Origin of the sequence: Ihubacter sp. rT4E-8 (assembly GCF_049852125.1) — a bacterium.
In the GTDB taxonomy this organism is placed as follows: domain Bacteria; phylum Bacillota; class Clostridia; order Peptostreptococcales; family Anaerovoracaceae; genus Senimuribacter.
The window spans coordinates 1,349,910-1,367,640 of the sequence record NZ_CP187532.1 but is presented as its reverse complement, the minus strand read 5'-3'; the positions used below and the strand labels follow the sequence as shown (position 1 = coordinate 1,367,640).

The following is a 17,731-nucleotide window of genomic DNA, read 5'->3' as shown; positions in this document are numbered from 1 at the left end:
CTGCTTATTGCTGTTTCTCTATATCCGACCTGATACACTGACTGTTCCACTGCATCTGCTGCAAAGTTCAATACGATACGGACCTGATACAGTTTCCGGTACCGCAAACCGTAGTACAACCACTTCTCTTCCTGCCAAATTTTCAGGTAAATTTTCCGCTGAACAGCAGTCCGCTTCAAAGTAGATATCCGCTGTAATTTCTGCAGAAATTCCCAATTCTTCCGCCTGATAAGTTCCGCTAACAGGATATTTCCCTGTATTTTCTATCCGAACTTCTATGTATCTTTTTCCTTCATGCAAAACTTCCGCTGGTATTCCCATCGATAGCTGCGGTGATGCTTCGATGCATTGCAGGATAAACTGCAGCGCCTTTTCACATTCCTGCTCCATCAAAAAAGTCGGTGGATTGTCCATAATCCATTTTTCCTTCCATCCACCGATTTCAACCTTTCCCAGCTGTGGGTGTTCAAATTCCGTCCATGGACAAAAATACGATTCCTCTTGGGTGTCATCCCACGCAAGCAGCTTTCGCTCCATCGCCAGCGCATCCTCCGGCGGCGTCAATGCCGTCATATATGGGAGCGGATGGTCGGCGTCGACCGGTTCCACAAGCTGTCTGCTGTTCCAGTTCTCGTTGCACCATGCCGCAATGCCTCTCTCATAATACAGCCAAGTCGTATAACTGCCTTTTGCTACACCAACAAGACCCGGCGGAAACGCACCGTTTGAAACATAGCCGGTTCTCTCTGTCGCTTTCACGCCTTCTCGTACAAAAATCTCTACATCTTTTTCAGGACCGCCGTGTTCCTGACAGAATGTCATCGGCGCAATATAGGCGCCGCCGCAGGAATGCTCATCGACTACCGTATTGATATTTTCATGGTCAAAGATAAAATCCGCCAAATGCCGTACCTCGCATTCATACAGCGGATACTTACCGCTGCATTCCCTGCGGGTATATCCGATGGTATCCTTGCTCCAGTCAAAAGGAAACTCTCTGTTAGGATCTAAATCGTAAGGATCTCTTGCGTCTTTTAACGGTCTCTTGACTTCTCCGCAAACCAGACCCTCCGTTACAAGATCATAAAAGACGCTTTCTTTATCATCTTCCGTTCACGGTACCATCAGTCTGCTGTCTATTTCGTCGCATTTCCACTGGCCGCTGCCTGATGGAATCCGCATCTTCACAATTTCTCCATCTCCATTGATATCAGCAGGATAAACACCCTCTTCTTCCTCGTGAAACATTCGCTTTGAACCTCTGCGCGTATAAGGCGTCGCCACTGAAATCTCTGCACCGTCTGCGTTAATTCTTGGAATAAAATACAGAGTTTTCTCTTCTAAAAGTTTCGTCACAGATGGATCTTCTCCATAGCCGGACAGAAAATACTCCATGGCATAAAGCACTGCATTTGATCCGATCAGTTCTTTGCTGTGCAAATTTCCGTTGATCAGAATGCCCGGTTTTCTTTCTGGATTTCCGCCGGCTGTCATTTCTGCGGCAAAGATTTCTCTACCCTCGTAAGTCTTTCCGATGGAACTTACTTTCAAAAGCGATGGATAGCCCTGCTGCCACGCTGACAGCAACATCTTTATTTCCTCATATGTATAGTAGTGATTTTTTCTGTAAAGCATCAGTAGGTTCCTTTCTGCAGAAATGCCCGCAAATCTTCCCCAAGCAGGGCCGCGCTTTCCGTTCCAATATACGGCATATGTCCTGATGGGTAATTTTTTACCAGTACCTGACCTTCATCAGCGCGCAGCTTCGCCGCCGCGTAAGCTACCTGTCCTACCTCAGCGCAGAAATCATAAACTCCGTTTACAAAGAACACCCGCATGTGTTTATTTCTGTCCAAAGCCGCCTGCAGATGGGCAAAAGGTGTACTGTCTATACGGAACGTCCAATTCATTGCCTGATGAAAATCTGTATAAATAAACGGTTTCATCTCTTCTATGCCCAGTTCTTTTTCATATGCTCGCAGTCCCTTTAGAAAATATGGCGCTAATTTACCGAGCGCTGCATCGTCTGCCGCCGGGTCAATTTCTGTACCCTGCCTGCGTACAAATCTTGCGTCATACAGACTCATCATCATACCCTGCTCAGACAACCGCTGGCTCCTAAAGTACGTACTGTCAAACTGCAGTCCATGAACTTTCAGCCATCCCGCAGAAAGACCGGTCAGCGCAGACAGCTGTTCTGCTGCCGCAGTCTGTTCTTCTTCCGGCAGCCTGCTCCCAAGATATAACACCCGCAAATAGGTATTTTCAATAAATCGCTGCGTCTCATCCATGCGTTCTTCCAGCGTGCAGCTTTTCTCTTTACTGTGATACCAGTTTGCCGCCGCTGCAGTCGGCAGAATTTGCACGCTAAACGGCAGTCCTTTTTCCGAGAAAAAGCCGTTTGTCGGTTCCGCAATGAGAGAAGCTCCCATCATAATCATGCCGGAAACGCGGATGCCCTTTGCCTTTGCAGATGGAAGGAGTGGACCTCCCGCCAGTGCGCTTGCCACCAATACAGAACGAATGGTTCCATAACTTTCTGCCGCCAGATAAACAGGACTATCCATTCTTTGATGCTCGATCAGCCAGTCCACAATAAAGTCCGCAATCACGCCTGCATCAGCCTCCGGATGATAAAACGCCTTCGCTTCCTGCTCCCCTGCAAAGGATCCATAGCCAGTTCCCAGCGGATCAATCAGTACAATATCGCAAATATCTAAGGGACAATTCGGATTTTCTTCCAGAAGGGTTTCCTTCGGTTCCTCTTCTCCATTAAAAATCCATTCCATTTTCACTCTCTTCGGCGCAAAGCATCCAATATGTAGCCAAAAACAGGAAGCCCCCGGTCCGCCGTTATAGGCAAAGAGAACCGGTCTCTTTGCCGAACATGCAACATCCGTACGTATATATTCATAGAAAAACATGTCGCCGATTTCCCGCCCATCGGTGTCTTTTACAGCATATGCTTTGCACCTGGTACGATAGGTAAGCGGCTTTCCCAGTAGCATCAACTGATTTGCTGTAGTGGTATATTCTCTCACTTAGTTTATCCTTTCTCGCTTTCTAATCTGATATGTTCAATAAAATGTTTTAATTAATTAAATTTTACGACTTCTCTTGCATTTTGTAAATTTATCGACTATAATGACAATACAAAAAAATTAATGACAGAGAAGGAAGCAAGTTACATGATTGATATGCAGGATATCCTCTGCGTACTGAAAGTCGCGGAAGAAAAAAGTATTACGGCAGCTGCAAATAAACTGTTTCTAACTCAGTCCGCCGTATCACAGAAGGTAACAAAAGTTGAAAAGGAACTGGGACTTGCTCTCTTTATCAGAACCAACCGCTCTGTCGAACTGACCGATGCCGGCGTATTCTTTGTCACAAAAGCTTCCGCGCTGAATTCTTCCTGGGAGGACTTTTTTCTTTCCATGGAGCAATTTTCTTCTATGGATAAAAATCAATGTTCTGTGGGACTTCCAGCCCTAATCAACTTTACGGAAATTCCTGATCTTTTGGCAGGCTTTACTATGGCGTGTCCAAACTATCAGTTAACGACCTTTCCGGAATTTGAAGACTGCAAATATAAAAATTTACTAAACGGAAAATTGGACTTTTGTTTTGACAGAGGTTCTGTCAATGCACCTAAAACACCAAAATATATTACAGCGGTTCCCCTGCGAAACGACACACTGAGCCTTCTGCTCCATAAAGATGATCCTTTAACAAAAAAAAGCTCACCTGTCCGTTCCTCTGATCTCACAGGGTATCACATGCTGATTAATGCCCCACACAATACCCACGATGTTGAGAAGGCAGCACAGATTACCTATAGCGTCTGTCATGACAGTGCTTCTCCCAGCATGATTACAAAACCGGGCATTTTTATACCCCTCCCGCAAAGTGTCTGTACAAGAATCCTTGCGCAATCCCCGCACCTTCGAGCTGTCGCCTTTGAAGAGGATATGCCGATTAGCCTTTCCCTGCTTTACCGAACTGACAGGCAAAACATAGAAAATCACCCATTTTACCGCTATGTATTGAACTATTATCAAACCCAGCAGGAATGAAAAAAACGCCACTTCCTTAGAAGTGACGTTTTTGGTTTCTCCTGGATTAATCGCAATAGGAAATTTGCAATTTTAGCTTTCTCTCTCCACCATACATTCTTTCCGATAAAATGCGATGGCGTATTTGCTCACCTTAGGGTATCCTTCTGCGAGGAAGCCCTGCGCATACTGCTGCTTCTCGATCTGCTGTAGGGCTTTTTCGCATGCGTCTTCCATCTCCGCAATGCTGCCTGCAGCTTTCAGTTCTAAAATGATAACATTCCCCTTGCGGATTGCCTGCGTTTTCAGCACGATGTCCGGTCTGCCGTTTCCGCTCTCCCTGTTGGAATGCACCGAATAGCGCCCGTTGTTTGTCAGAAGCCCGCTGAGGAATCCGTGATAATAGCTCTCCGCGTAGTCGAAGTAACTGATGGTATCCATCAGCTGCTTGCTGATGAAGTTCTCTGCCGCCTCACAATCTCCCTCTTCCAACGCTTTAATCAACGGACTTTTGTCCAGTGCTTCTGCTTTGCGGTTGAACCACTCTTTAATGCTGCGCTCATAAATGGCTGCAATTTCTTCGTTTGGTATCGCCATTTCAATATAGATATCCCTGTTTTCAATTCGCTGGCTTTTCATCTTCAGATACCCTGTAAAGAACAGAAAGTTCCACAGGCTGTCTTTGGACGCATGAATGTCGCCATAGGTGATTTCCTCGTGAACCGGCTTTTGGATGGTGCCTCCATCCATCAGGGTTTCCAGTTCTTCCCGGGTGGTATCATCTGCGTCTTCTATCATGGTTTTTACGATGTCGTTTCCTGAGGTGTTGGACCAGTACGGTCTGGTCGCAATCTGCGCGCCTGCTCTTACGTTGCTCGCATAGCTTAGGATGCTCCACGGATTATAGATTTCTGTATTTCCAAAGAGATATCCATCGTACCAGGACTTTGCTTCTTCGTATCGCTCTTCCTGATTGTAATACTGCAGCAGTGCCTTCACTTCTGCTTCGGTAAAGCCAAAACAGCTGCTGTATTTGGGACTGATGATGGAATGAATCTCCAGATTGTTCAGACCCGTGAAGATGCTTTCTTTGCTGATTCGAAGACACCCTGTTATCACACCCAGTTTCAGATAGGGATTGGTCTTCAGGGCGGACTCAAAGAGAGAACGGATAAATCCAATCATTTCATCGTAAAAGCCGCTGAAATACGCATTCTCCAGCGGTACGTCGTATTCGTCGATGAGGATAATGGCCTCTTTTCCGTGGTATTTGTACAGGCACTCGGAGAGAAATTTCAACGCTTTCGCATAAGCGATATCCTCTGCTTTGCCATGCATGACAGCAGTAAATTGCTCCCTGTTTCTCTCAGTCATCTCACCAGAAAGTACATAAGCATGGCGTTCAAATTCTTTGATGATGTCATCAATCAGGCTGGCGTGTGCCATCGCAAAGGTCGCCTGCTTGGCTGATTTCAGTGACAAGCTGATTACTGGATACTGTCCCATATGGGCCAGATACTTCTCTCCCATCTCCATGATGGCAAGTCCGTCAAAGAGATGGCGATTGTCTATTTTCTTGCCTTCCGGCGTTCTTTCATCTTCAAAGAAGCGGCGAAGCATGGAAAGATTCAGGGTTTTTCCGAATCGGCGCGGTCTTGTGATCAGGGTGGTCTGCGTCCCGGCATCTAGAAGTTCTTGTATCATCGACGTTTTATCGACCAAATACAGGTGTTCTTTTTTGAATATCTTAAAGTCCTCATATCCGATTGGAATTTTCTTCTTCTCCATCAGCCGTCTCCTTTCTTCGTACCTATAGTATACGTGAAAAACAGAAAAATCACAAGTAGCAGAACAAAAAAGAAATACAGGACAAAGCGTTTCCTTTGTCCTGCACGATGTAAACAATTCTATATCCGCTTTCCAGCCTGCCATACGCATGCCGGTCTATGATACATCACGGAGATATCCTCCGCTGGATTTCCTTCTACCAGAATCAAATCTGCCATCAGACCTTCTCGGATTTCGCCGACCATATGGTCAATCCCTGCGATTTCCGCATTATACTTGGTCGCCTGCAGCAAGATGTCCACGTTTTCCATATGGCAGTAATCTTTTCTCATCTGGAACTCTACGCCTTTCTCGTACTGAGGAGAGCCCGGCGCGCTGTCTGTACCAAATCCCATTTTCTCGCCTGCTTTGTACGCCTTTTCAATCTGTCTGGCACAAGCTTCCAGCATCGGCGTCAGCCGCGCTAGCCAGAATTCACGAGCCGCAGGCTCTGTCTGACTCACATACATAGCAGCAAAGGTCGGTACCAGATAGCAGTCTTGCGTCTTCTGCAGCAGCGCAATCGTTTCATCACTGATGTACGTCGCGTGCTCGATGGTCTTCACACCGCATTCAATACAGTCTCTGATGGCACTGTCCGCATGACAGTGCGACGCCACATAAAGCCCATGCATGTGAGCGGTTTCCACTGCCGTGCGAATTTCATCTCTGGTCATAATCGGGTGCTTTGGAACGCCGGAAGGGTCATAGGCCGAACCGGAGGCATAAATTTTAATAAAGTCCGCTCCCATTGCCGCTTCCATGCGTACATGCCTGCGATACTCCTCTGCACCGTCACTGAGTCTGACGCCGGCTTCACTTCCGCCCGGCTTCCACATAATGCTGGAAGTCAGCGTTTCCCCGTTCGCCAAAATACGAGGTCCCGGCGCAATGCCTTTTTGAATCATATCTCTCGCGTAAATCGCAACGCCTGCAAAGCTGCCGCAGTCCCGAATGGTTGTATATCCATAAGGCAGGCATTTCTGCGCCTGCTCTACTGCCGCAATCAAAAGCTTCATCGGATCGTTGACGCAATCAACGCCAGCCCCGCCCAGAAGCGTAATATGTGTATGCAAGTCGATGAGTCCCGGCAGCAACGTTTTGCCGCCGCAGTCAAAGACATCCTCTCCCGCATCAGAAACAGAAGCTGCGCTCACACGAACAATTTTTCCATCTTCTATACAAACACTGCCGCAGTCTGAGGCAACGCCTCCCGACAGCTGCGGAATCAATCTGCAGTTATTTAAAATCATAATCTCATCTCCTTTATTTCACAGTTCTCCAGATACTTTACTGTTGCAAGCGCCATTGCTGCGCTTCCCAGATACATCTTATCTTCCGCAAAGATTGCCTTAGCGTTGTGATTTGGCGCAGCATTCTGATCTCCTACACCTAAAAGCATGTACATCGTCGGTACTTTTTCGGAGATAAAAGCAAAATCCTCGGATCCGCTGGCAGGCTCTGTCGTTTCCATTACCTGTAAGCCCTGTATTTCAGAAAGATATGGCGCAATGCTCTCGCAAAGTACCGGGTCATTCTTTAGAGGAGGCGTGGACATAGTTTTCAGTGTGCAAATCGTCCCGGTTGCCTGAGAAATACCGTCCAGAATATGCTGTATCCGTTCCAGAATCCTTTTCCTGTCATCGTCATCAAAACAGCGCAGCGTGCCTTCCAACAGTGCACTCTCAGGGATTACATTGTACATCGTTCCTGCTTCAAAATGCCCGATGGAACAGGTTGCCGAGTGAAACATACTGGTTTCTCTCGCCACAACCCCTTCTATTCCCTGATAAATCAGCATTGCTGCCTTGATTGGATCAACAGTATACTCAAGGGCTGAACCATGACCACCCTTTCCTTCTATCCGAATCTCGAATATATCTATAGAAGAAAATGCATTTCCCACTTTATACGAAAGAACCCCATTTTCAAGTGTGGTCATGACATGCATACTGAACGCGGCTTCCACCTTTGGATTTTCCAGAACACCTGCATCCAGCATAGATTTTGCACCTGCCATCACTTCCTCGCCCGGCTGAAACATGAGTCTGACTCTGCCCTTTAGCTTCGTTTCATCTGCCTTCAAAAGCTTTGCCGTCCCTAGCAGCATGGCGGTATGCAGGTCATGACCGCACATATGGGAAATCCCCGACTGCGATCGAAATGGCAAATCGTTATCCTCTATGACCTTCAACGCATCCATATCCGCCCGAAGCAGTATCGTACGGTCACCGCTTCCGATATCACAGAGGATGCCGCCGCCCAGGGAGACAGGCGTGCAGCCCATCTCCCTTAGTCTCTTTGCTACATAAGCGGTCGTTTCCGGCAACTCCATGCCGAATTCCGCATGGGCGTGCAGATATCTTCTATCCGCTGTAATCTGCTGCTGCAGTGCCTGTGCTTCTTTTTCAAAGTTCATCCCGATCACCTTCAATAAATGTCCGAACAGCGCTGCTAAGCGCCTTGGCATTGCCATCTCCGATATAGGAAGCATGCCCGGATTCCAGTACTTCACAGGAGATACGATCCTTCGGAAGGTCGTACTGCGACAGATAATAAGTCACAAAATCAAAGGTGGAAGAAAGATCGTATCTCCCGTTGACGAAAAGAAAGCGCAAATTTTCGTTTTCTTTCATCAGGTCTACCGGCAGCTGCAGCGTATCCTTCTCATAGGACCGGTAATCCCAATTCATAGCGACAGCAAGAGTATCATCCTGATAAACCCTTCCTTCCGGTCTGTTCAGTTCCGCGTCATAGTAGGCTCTGATGCAGTCACCGATAGATGATCCAATGCAGCTGATAAACGGTTCCTGATCCATATCCACTTCGACAATATCTGCATTTTCCAGGCTTGTCATGGTGCCATCACCCTGCAAATCCAGTTTCATTCTGGCATCGTACATGCTAACAAACTCTCCTGGACAAAGCTTTGTCATAAAGTCCTGCTCGCTGAAACGCAGATTCTGTCGATCCAGAAGCGTCTTGTCAAGCCCCGAGTAATATGCCAGCTTATCCAGTACAGCCTCCCGCTTTTCTTCCGGCAGGCGATTTCCCATCATTAGTGCATGGGCGTAATCGCCATAAGCAAACTCCATAGCGTCACGAATAAAATCGGTTTCATCCAGCTCCGGATGATAATGATAACGGCATACCGCGGCGTTGACTCCCAGTCTGCGCACATTGGGTTCTATCAAAAGCGTTCCTTTCGCGCCCACATTGAGCGAGGTGCCCACGCTGATAATGCCCCTCAGATTCACATCCTCCGGCAGTTCATCCGCCAAAACAACATTGCGGATTGTGCCGTAGCTTTCTCCCAGCAAATATACCGGCGCATGCATTCTTTCATTTTCTGTCAGCCAGTTTACGATAAATTTTGCAAAGGAAACCGCGTCTCCCTGGGTTTCATAATACTTTCCCGCCGCTTCTTCTTTCAAAAGAGGCGCGTATCCGGTTCCCACCGGATCAATCAGCACCAGATCGCAGCAGTCCAGCAGAAAGTTCTTGTTCTCAGTGAACACATACTTTGCCGGTCTATCAACCTTCGGATATCCCGGAATCTCCATGATTTTCGGTCCCAGAAGTCCCATGTGCAGCCACTCACTTGCCGAACCCGGTCCCCCGTTGTATGCGAATACAACAGGCTTCTCTTTCTTCTCAGGCAGGCCTATGTAACTATAGCTGAACATGACAGCTTCCGTTTCTCCGCTGTCACTTGCCAGTACAAAGTCCTCAAGACGCGTAAGATACGCTTCTCCTGCTGACGTACGTTTCTCTTTCTCCCAGTGAAAAGGTGTAAAATTACTCATTTTAATCTCTCCTATTAGTTATTGATATGATGCTTCTTTCTCTTCCCAAGGCTGATATGGCACCTTCATTTCCTGAATCAGGTCAACGCCCTTTCCTTTCAGATATTTAACACGGATAAAAAAGTACAGATATCCGACCGCAAAGACTGCAAAGATCGATGTCACAGTCATGGCGTCCAGTGTCAGAGCCATCTGGATAGCAAGATAGCCGCAGACGATAAAGGTAATTATCGCCAACACCTGTGCGGTCTTCGGTCCCATCTTCACGCTGGAATTATCACAGCATTTCGGATATTTCTTATAGGACAAGATCGGGCTCAAAACGTTTGGCAGCTCTGCAACCGTATTACAGAAAGAAAATATGGTCATGACGACGCCAAAGGTGGCTCCTGTAGCACAAATGCCGATGGCAATGGCCATAACGAGGAATAAACTCCAATAGGCTACGCCGTGCTTATTCTGTTTTGCCATAAATTCCGGAAATACCTTTTCACGGGCTGACTGCTCAACCAGCGCCACACAGGCTAACGCAACCGGAACCAGGGATGTGATAATGCCGCAGATCGGACCACCGACTATAAAGAATGTGAGAAGTGCAGGTGACATGAAATGAGATGCGACCTGAGACAAAGACGTAACCTCTGCGGAAGGAACCACGCCGATGGTGACTACAGCCATCAGAATATAGACTACAGCCACGATGACCGGACACGCCACAAGGGTCATCGGGATGACCGTTCCCGGATTCTTTACATCGTCAGCGATCTGCGATACTGAGCTTGCACCGGAAAGAGAAGATGTCAGTACGCCGATGGCGGCAGCCAGACTGCTGAGTCCGACGCCCGGCTTCACGATCTCGCCAAAGGTAACGTTTTCCGCATCCAGATTTGGCAGGCCCAGCACAATATATAGGAAGATGGCTATCATCAGCATCGCTACCATGATGTTGCTGATCAGAACGGTATTCTTATTTCCAAACCATGCAACTACAGTAAACACGGCCAGTAAGCCTACAGCTGCCACGGTATCGCTTATTTCAAGCGACGGGAAAAGCGGCGCAAAGTACATGGAGAACAATACGCCAAAGAGCGCTACCATGGTCGGCATTAGAAGCGTGGAAAACGAGATAAACGCCCCCACATACGGATGAATCAGCTTAGAGGCCCATAAAAACTGTGATCCGCTGCTTGGAATCGCTGCGCTGGTGTACATCGAAGATACACAACGCAATATGACTACAAAGACCGCACCGACTAAAGCCCATATAACGCTTGCTCCGTACTCTGCCGCTACCGTTGGCAGGGTGCCGAAAATGCCGGAACCGACAATGCACCCGATGCCCATTAAAATCGCACCGACAGGTCCTATCTTTTTTCTTTCCTTCTCTTGTATTACAATCTTCTCCTTTTATATAGTAATGATAATTATATTTCGCTTTTTTGCTATTTCGCTATTTTGCTTTCTGCTTTTCTTGCTTCAATCTCTGCCTGCATCTGTGGCACTTTCTTCTCATATTTCATCAAAAGTAGTGCGAATACCAGTGCGATAGCAAAGCCTACAGCCGGCATTAACGTGGACTCATAGAACCACAGGTTTAAAACGCTCTGCTCCTGTGCCGCTGCCTGCGCTACATAAGGAACCGTCATCAGAAGATAGCCTGCAACAGGACCGCCAAGCGCCTGCCCCGTCTTATAGGATACAGAGAAACCGCTCATCAGAATCGCCTCGTTGTCCACGCCGGTCTTCCATTCACCGTAAACCTTCGCGTCAAAGATGCACAGAAGAATGGTACATCCAACCAGACCAGTTCCCAGGTTCGAAATGATATTGCCTGCCAGCAGCACCGCGGTGGAACTATCATGAAGGATAAATCTGAGTGCGAATCCGATGACGCTGAGCACGCAGCCAATGGCAGCAGTTCCCGCATTTCCGAATTTTTTAATAAAGACGCCCAGAAAAATATATACCACCAGGGATGCCCCGAGGGAAACAGTAGATACTAAGGACATGAGCGGAATGCTTCCGATATTGTACTGGAAGTACCACGTCATAACGGTAGAAGCAATAGAGGATGCCAGCATATCTACCAGGTATAAAGCGATGCAGAAGAGCCATGGTGTGTTCTTTACCAGCGCTTTGAGTACGCTGCCCATGGACGGCTGCTCGACTTTCGCTGTTTCCTGTCCACTGTTTTCCTCTGCCAGATGTTCCAGCGGCTCATAGCCTCTGGTTCCGATATAGGCAAGGAGATTGGACAGCAGGAATACGACTGCGTAGATGATACCTACAACCAGGAAGCCTCTCTGCATGTCAGCCCCGCCTTTGCCGAAATAGATTACCATCGGCATAGTTGCTGCAGGCACAATCAGGTTTGGAATCAGATTGATAATTCCCTTAATCTGGTTCAAGGAAGCTCTTTCAACAGGGTCACTGGTCAGTCTTCCCATCAGCGTATTCAGTGGAATCATCAGCGCAGTAGCAGTCATGCCCTGCAGAGTATAGGTAATCGCAACCCAGACAATTTTACCGGTTGCAGTCAGTTCCGGCATCATGAACGCAAGAGCAAATATAATTGCCCCCGGCAAAGTCATATATTTTAGCCAAATTCTGCATTTTCCTTCCTTTGACTTGGTTCTATCCACCAGCGCGCCCATCATCGGGTCGTTGATGATATCCCAGATTTTTGCGACGAGTATGATGGTGGATGCGACACCGCTTGGGATGCCGCACACTTCCGTATAAAAATACATCCCAAATGCCATGAGCATAATGACAGTCGTGGTTTTGGAAAATTCACCCATGCAATACAGGATTTTCACTTTCCATGGAAGTTTTACAGGTTCTATCTTTGTTAAAATCTTCTGTTCCATTTTCTTGTCCTCTCTTATTTTTCAATCAATTCATGTAAATCCTTTGTCAGCATCGCATAGGATTCTTCGCCTACGTATGCCATATGGCCTGACGGATAATCTTTGATGATCACCTGTCCAGGCTGCTGTGCCATCTGTGAAAAACTGTAGCGGGCGTTGCCCATCGGCGTACAGAGGTCATAGTAACCGTTGGCAACCAGCACCTTCAGGTTCGGATTTCTCCGCAGCGCTTCCTGCAAAGAAATAAATGGCGAACGCACAGCTTTATAATCCCATTTCATATTGGTATCAAAATTAATCGCCTTGTATGCTCTGTCAAGTTCGATGCCCAGAAGTTCTCTTCCTTCGCCGTTCATAATACCGGCGTAATAAGCGGTGTACTTGCCCATAGCGCCATCGTCCGCCACAGGATCTGGAATTGCAAGACCGTGATATAAGTCCATCGTATAACGACCGTCATAAACACCGACTACCTTGCCCAGCGCGGTTTCCCCATAGATCTTCGGAAATTCTGAGGCGGTCAGTCTGATTCCGTTTGCAATGAACCAGCTTTTTGGCACGCCTGTAAAGTAGGATAATTTTTCGATACAGGCTGTCATCTCTGCTTCCGGCAGGCGATTTCCAAGATATAAAGCGCGCAGATAAGTATCTGCCGCAAAAGTATAGCTTTCTTCTATGAATGCTTCCAGCGTGATGCCAGATACAGGCTGGTGATAATACCGTGTTGCTGCCAAAGTCGGCAGATTCAAAACGCTGTTTTCCATACTGCCTTCCGCCATTGGATTCAAAGAAGAATCTGCGGTCAAAACAGTACCCATAAGGATAATCCCATCTACGGCAATGCCGGTACAAGTCCGATTTGGAAAGGTCGGCCCGCCCATCAGGGCATTAGCAAGAACGGACGCGCGCAGCGTGCCATAGCTTTCGCCCATAATATATTTCGGCGCGTTCATGCGGTTATACCTTGTAAGCCATCTTTCAATGACTAGTGCCATCGCTGCCGCATCCTGGTCGATGCCAAAGAACTCCGGCGCAGCGGACGGATCGATTAAGACGCCGTAGCCGCAGGTAACCGGATCCATCACCACGATATCGCAAACATCTAACAGACATCTGTCATTGTTTACCAGCGTATACGGACCATTTTGCTGCGGATCTGTCGGGTTTTCAAAATCTATTTTTTTCGGCGACAGAAGCCCCCAGTGAAGCCACAGGGCGGAAGATCCCGGTCCGCCGTTAAAGGCAAACAATACAGGCCTTACCTTAGCTTCTTCCTCTGTCACGTCTGTTCTGAAATAGGAATAAGTAAACACAGAACCTTTTGGAGCGCCTTCTTCATCAGTCAGCACATTGTCTTCTGAAATTACCTGATATGGAATTTCTGTTCCCTCTATTGTCACCATACCTTTTCTTACAAAAGATACCGGTTCAAAGGGTTTTTGCTGCATCTTTAACATTTTCTTCCTCCATAATTTGTATAATAGCGAATCATTACTGTGCAGCATTTTGCCAGCTATGTCCACACAGTTTTCCATAGCACACTCTTGTGATATGTTCAATAACATGTTATTTTAAGTAAATTTTACGACTTTTCTTGCCATTTGTAAATTTATCGTTTATAATGATTTCATTAAATAAATTAATGGCAGAAAGGAGACCCTTCTATGATTGATATACAGGATATCCTCTGTGTGCTGGAGGTTGCAAAGGAAAAGAGCATTACCAATGCCGCGGCGAATATGTTTATCACGCAGTCTGCCGTTTCACAGAAAATTGCCAGAACAGAAAAAGAACTGGGCGTGACCCTCTTTGACAGAACCAATCGCAGTGTGGAACTGACAGAAGACGGAATTGCCTTTGCAAAACAGGGTTCACATTTGGTAGAAGAATGGGAATCTTTTCTTGCCGAAATGAAAAAACGCGCAGAGAAAAAAGCGCAGTTTTTAACGATCGGCATGCACGCGCTATCCATCTACTCCGATTTACCGGAATTAATTGCCGGTTTTACGACTGCGCATCCAAACTGGAAAGTAAACCTCTCCACCCATAATGATAGTTTCAAAAGCGTGCAGGGCGGTAAAATTGATTTTTTCTTTATCTTTACAAATATGGAAAACCTGGCTGAGGAGTATGCCCTCTCACAGATTCCTCTAAAGGAAGATACTTTATGCATTCTCCTCCATAAAGCAGATTCCCTTACCAGCAAAGAGATTGTCGAAGCAGAAGACTTGGCCGGATACCATCTCATTTCCTGGAACACTGAATTAATGGAATCTTTTCCAGAAGATCTGGGCATCACCCTCACAGTATGTGAAGACAGTTTTCTGCCATCTTTAATCACAAAACCGGGCAGCTTTACCCTGACACCAAAAAGCCGATGCGAAAAAATTATGCGGCAATATGAAAATTTACGTGCGATTCCGTTTAAATCAAAAGGAATAATCCCTATCCTCACCCTTTACCTGGTATACAATCCTAATAAGCCACTTGTCGAAACCCATCCCTTCCTGCAGTATACAGTAGACTATTACAAACAGCAACAAGAACGCTAGATGAAAAAACGGGAAAATCACGAGTAGGATTTTCCCGTCCGTTCATCACTCCTTTATCATCGATCTCACATCCTGTAAAAACGCGGCTTTTCCTTCTTTGCTGGAGTAAACGCCATGTCCGCCGGGATATTCCTTTGTCACAACCCTCCCATAAGCAATTCCGCTGTGGCTAAACTGATATCTGGTATTTCCAGCTAATGTGCAGAGATCGTATAGCCCGCTTGCCATGAAAATTTTCATATCCGGCATCCGTTCTGCTGCCTCTCGCAGACAGTCCATGTGGGATTTTCCATTTTCCGCAGTGTAGTTCCAGTCAGGATATACATTCAGATTACCAGTATAATATATTCGCTGCGTATCCACACCTAGCTTCGGCGTCAGAATACCATTCATAACCGAAAGAGGTATATTTCCATCGCCAACCATATTATAGACTCCCGCAAGAGGTGACGTCACGCGCCCGTCATATAAATCAACACGGCGTTCTTTATGACGAACCACCTGGGTCATAAAATCATCCAGAGTCCGCAGTTTTAATCTGCTATTTTCAAAATACGCAGCGTCCATTCCTGTATATTTGGCAAGTTCCGCCGCAAGCTCCTTTATTTCCTCCAGACTGCAGTCATCTCCTGCAAAGAGCGCCGGCAAAAGCCGTGTTCTTCCAAATGTCCAGGCTGCCTCCACAAAAGCGTTTCTTTCCTCGTCTTCCTGATGATTATGATACCAGTTAACTGCCGCCATAGATGGAAGTGCCGCCGTAACGAGTTCCAGGGCAGGGTCAATCAATTCGTTTCCCGACTTTCCCACAGAGAGCGCCGAACCAATTAAAATGACACCGGCTACCGGCACTCCGAGCATCATCCGATTTCCATAGAACGGATTTCTTCCCAATTCATCCAGTACCCTGCAGGCTCTGATTGTGCCGTAGCTCTCTCCGCATAAATATACTGGGCTGTTCCATCTTTGATGCTTTTTCAGCCAGCTGACAATAGCAAAAGCAATACTGCGTGCATCCCCGTCCACCGAAAAGTAATGTTTCGCTGCTTCGTCCCGAAAGAGTCTGGAATATCCTACTCCCACCGGATCCATATATACAAGGTCACAAAGGTCCAAAATCGTGTCTGCTTCTATTTCCAGCCCATAGATTGGATTTTTTTCTTCGTCTCTGGCAATACAGTAAGGGCCAAAGCATTCCAGCTGCAACATGGAGACCGCACTGCCAGGTCCCCCATTCCACAAAAACATAACCGGTCGCTGGCTGTTTTCATCATCCGTTCTGAGATAAGAAATTGTTGAAATTACAGCTTCTGTTCTGCCTTCCTCATCATAAAAGCTGTGATCCTCTGTCACCGCTTCAAATGCAATCCTGCCGTCACGCAATGGTGCTTCTAATTTCTGAGCAGCGTGAAGCGGCTGAAAAGTTTCTGTCGTATATGGATGAATTTTATTCATGTTTTCTCCCTCCAAATTCTGCATCCGCGTACACCTGCTTTCCATCCACATATGTCGCAACACACTTTGAGGTGGACAGCAGCGCATTTCCTGTATAAATTGAGAAATCTGCATCCTTTCCTTCTTCTAACGTGCCGATATGTTCTGACAAGCCTAGCAGTTCCGCAGGCAAAGTAGTGATGGATGCCAGCGCATGTTTTTCGGATAAACCATGACCCATCGCAAAGCCCGCCATATACGGCAGCATCCTTGTTGTTGTCACACCATCCGCAGTCAGCACAATATCGCACCCAGCCTCTTCTAGTACGGAAAAGCATTCCATGGACATATCATATTTGGCCGCCATTGAGTTCTGCATCGGTCCAAACGGCACACCGTTCAGCAGCACTGTTTGGGCATGTGCTGTCCAGAATTCAGGAAGCTTCCACGCTTCGTAAAGGCCATCCAGAATATAGTCCAGTCCAAATTCCTCACAAAGCTTTACGGCAGGAGGAATATCCTGGGCTGCCAAGACGTAAACCCTCACCTTTATTTCTCGCTTCAACGCCTTTGCCAATACTACGGTTTTCGGATCAGCTGGTTTTTCACCGCTTTCCACCACATCCTTTACACGGCAAAGTTCACTGTAGAGCATATCCATCAGCGCCATGCGGGTCATTGGCGGCTGCCCTTTCTGTTTAAAACCCATCAGCGGGTAATCACCAACACACAAATGCAGCTGCTGCGTACCTGGCAGAAACATTTCATCTGCCGTTTCACTTTTCCTTAGCTTAAACGCAATTCCCTGTCCATCTATAATCACGCCATGGCCAGCCGCAGCATAAGCTGTCGTAATACCGACCGCTCTGGCTCTTTCAATCGCCTGTGAAAACGGATCAAATCCATCTGCCGTAGTTAACTGCGGCTGCATTGCTGCGCCTAAATCACAGCCGTCCCAAGTATCTTCCATATAGTTGAATGGTTCTTTGTTGATACCAAGATGGCTGGACGCATCGATAAATCCAGGATAAATCTCATATTCCCCTGCGTCCACTACCTCTGCTGTTTCAGGGTATTTCGTACTCATACCAATTGATTTTATTTTTCCATCTTCAATGATCATAATACCCGGCGTTAGAACCCTGTCAGGAGATACAATGATTGTCTTTGCTTTCATTACTGTCATGCTCATA

The 17,731-nt window shown here is 46.9% G+C and carries 14 protein-coding genes; 2 read left to right on the top strand and 12 right to left on the bottom strand.

Features of this window, described 5'->3' with window-relative positions:
• Positions 1-18 precede the first annotated feature (18 nt).
• From ACPW7J_RS06795 to ACPW7J_RS06785, 3 genes are all read right to left on the bottom strand, one after another.
• Positions 19-966: a hypothetical protein gene (locus ACPW7J_RS06795; RefSeq protein WP_425757511.1), complete on the bottom strand. Its 948-nt coding sequence runs from the start codon at positions 964-966 to the stop codon at positions 19-21.
• 147 nt (positions 967-1,113) lie between these two features.
• Positions 1,114-1,635, bottom strand: coding sequence for a M14 family zinc carboxypeptidase (locus tag ACPW7J_RS06790; RefSeq protein ID WP_425757354.1), 522 nt, complete (start codon positions 1,633-1,635; stop codon positions 1,114-1,116).
• The gene (locus ACPW7J_RS06785; RefSeq protein WP_425757352.1) at positions 1,635-3,041 is read right to left on the bottom strand and encodes a S10 family serine carboxypeptidase-like protein; all 1,407 of its coding nucleotides are present in this window, start codon (positions 3,039-3,041) and stop codon (positions 1,635-1,637) included. Before ACPW7J_RS06785 ends, ACPW7J_RS06790 begins: the two co-directional genes overlap by 1 nt.
• Before the next feature lie 147 nt (positions 3,042-3,188).
• Between ACPW7J_RS06785 and ACPW7J_RS06780 the strand changes: the two genes are divergently transcribed.
• Positions 3,189-4,073, top strand: a complete 885-nt coding sequence (locus tag ACPW7J_RS06780; protein ID WP_425757350.1) for a LysR family transcriptional regulator — start codon at positions 3,189-3,191, stop codon at positions 4,071-4,073.
• 72 nt (positions 4,074-4,145) lie between these two features.
• Here the strand turns inward: ACPW7J_RS06780 and ACPW7J_RS06775 are convergent, their stop codons facing one another.
• The 7 genes from ACPW7J_RS06775 to ACPW7J_RS06745 all read right to left on the bottom strand — a co-directional run bounded on the left by ACPW7J_RS06775 (position 4,146) and on the right by ACPW7J_RS06745 (position 14,012).
• A complete protein-coding gene (locus ACPW7J_RS06775; protein WP_161909287.1) occupies positions 4,146-5,840 on the bottom strand; it encodes an AAA family ATPase in 1,695 nt (564 codons plus the stop codon).
• Positions 5,841-5,959: 119 nt separating this feature from the next.
• A complete protein-coding gene (locus ACPW7J_RS06770; RefSeq protein ID WP_160202377.1) occupies positions 5,960-7,132 on the bottom strand; it encodes an amidohydrolase family protein in 1,173 nt (390 codons plus the stop codon).
• Positions 7,129-8,298: a M20 metallopeptidase family protein gene (locus tag ACPW7J_RS06765; protein WP_425757348.1), complete on the bottom strand. Its 1,170-nt coding sequence runs from the start codon at positions 8,296-8,298 to the stop codon at positions 7,129-7,131. The genes ACPW7J_RS06770 and ACPW7J_RS06765 overlap by 4 nt, the downstream gene beginning before the upstream one ends.
• Positions 8,288-9,685 carry a S10 family serine carboxypeptidase-like protein gene (locus tag ACPW7J_RS06760; RefSeq protein ID WP_425757346.1) on the bottom strand — a complete coding sequence of 466 codons (1,398 nt, stop codon included), beginning with the start codon at positions 9,683-9,685 and terminating at the stop codon, positions 8,288-8,290. Before ACPW7J_RS06760 ends, ACPW7J_RS06765 begins: the two co-directional genes overlap by 11 nt.
• Positions 9,686-9,703: 18 nt before the next feature.
• Complete coding sequence (locus tag ACPW7J_RS06755) at positions 9,704-11,029, bottom strand: APC family permease (RefSeq protein WP_425757344.1); 1,326 nt, start codon at positions 11,027-11,029, stop codon at positions 9,704-9,706.
• Between the two features lie 98 nt (positions 11,030-11,127).
• Complete coding sequence (locus tag ACPW7J_RS06750; RefSeq protein WP_425757342.1) at positions 11,128-12,555, bottom strand: MFS transporter; 1,428 nt, start codon at positions 12,553-12,555, stop codon at positions 11,128-11,130.
• Between the two features lie 14 nt (positions 12,556-12,569).
• Positions 12,570-14,012: a S10 family peptidase gene (locus ACPW7J_RS06745; RefSeq protein WP_425757341.1), complete on the bottom strand. Its 1,443-nt coding sequence runs from the start codon at positions 14,010-14,012 to the stop codon at positions 12,570-12,572.
• Positions 14,013-14,219: 207 nt separating this feature from the next.
• Here ACPW7J_RS06745 and ACPW7J_RS06740 point away from each other — a divergent pair, with 207 nt between their 5' ends.
• Entirely contained in the window at positions 14,220-15,107 is an 888-nt protein-coding gene (locus ACPW7J_RS06740; RefSeq protein WP_251630453.1) for a LysR family transcriptional regulator, read from the top strand.
• Between the two features lie 45 nt (positions 15,108-15,152).
• On the opposite strand, the gene ACPW7J_RS06735 is transcribed toward ACPW7J_RS06740, so the two are convergent.
• Positions 15,153-16,559: a S10 family serine carboxypeptidase-like protein gene (locus tag ACPW7J_RS06735; RefSeq protein WP_251630454.1), complete on the bottom strand. Its 1,407-nt coding sequence runs from the start codon at positions 16,557-16,559 to the stop codon at positions 15,153-15,155.
• Complete coding sequence (locus ACPW7J_RS06730) at positions 16,552-17,730, bottom strand: amidohydrolase family protein (RefSeq protein ID WP_338546405.1); 1,179 nt, start codon at positions 17,728-17,730, stop codon at positions 16,552-16,554. The genes ACPW7J_RS06735 and ACPW7J_RS06730 overlap by 8 nt, the downstream gene beginning before the upstream one ends.
• Between the last annotated feature and the right edge of the window lies 1 nt (position 17,731).

Excerpts from the sequence above, each read along its gene's own strand:
- ACPW7J_RS06790 (WP_425757354.1), bottom strand. The coding sequence starts at position 1,635 with ATGCTTTACAGAAAAAATCACTACTATACATATGAGGAAATAAAGATG.
- ACPW7J_RS06780 (WP_425757350.1), top strand. The coding sequence starts at position 3,189 with ATGATTGATATGCAGGATATCCTCTGCGTACTGAAAGTCGCGGAAGAA.
- ACPW7J_RS06775 (WP_161909287.1), bottom strand. The coding sequence starts at position 5,840 with ATGGAGAAGAAGAAAATTCCAATCGGATATGAGGACTTTAAGATATTC.
- ACPW7J_RS06770 (WP_160202377.1), bottom strand. The coding sequence starts at position 7,132 with ATGATTTTAAATAACTGCAGATTGATTCCGCAGCTGTCGGGAGGCGTT.
- ACPW7J_RS06765 (WP_425757348.1), bottom strand. The coding sequence starts at position 8,298 with ATGAACTTTGAAAAAGAAGCACAGGCACTGCAGCAGCAGATTACAGCG.
- ACPW7J_RS06760 (WP_425757346.1), bottom strand. The coding sequence starts at position 9,685 with ATGAGTAATTTTACACCTTTTCACTGGGAGAAAGAGAAACGTACGTCA.
- ACPW7J_RS06755 (WP_425757344.1), bottom strand. The coding sequence starts at position 11,029 with ATGGGCATCGGGTGCATTGTCGGTTCCGGCATTTTCGGCACCCTGCCA.
- ACPW7J_RS06750 (WP_425757342.1), bottom strand. The coding sequence starts at position 12,555 with ATGGAACAGAAGATTTTAACAAAGATAGAACCTGTAAAACTTCCATGG.
- ACPW7J_RS06745 (WP_425757341.1), bottom strand. The coding sequence starts at position 14,012 with ATGTTAAAGATGCAGCAAAAACCCTTTGAACCGGTATCTTTTGTAAGA.
- ACPW7J_RS06740 (WP_251630453.1), top strand. The coding sequence starts at position 14,220 with ATGATTGATATACAGGATATCCTCTGTGTGCTGGAGGTTGCAAAGGAA.
- ACPW7J_RS06735 (WP_251630454.1), bottom strand. The coding sequence starts at position 16,559 with ATGAATAAAATTCATCCATATACGACAGAAACTTTTCAGCCGCTTCAC.
- ACPW7J_RS06730 (WP_338546405.1), bottom strand. The coding sequence starts at position 17,730 with ATGAGCATGACAGTAATGAAAGCAAAGACAATCATTGTATCTCCTGAC.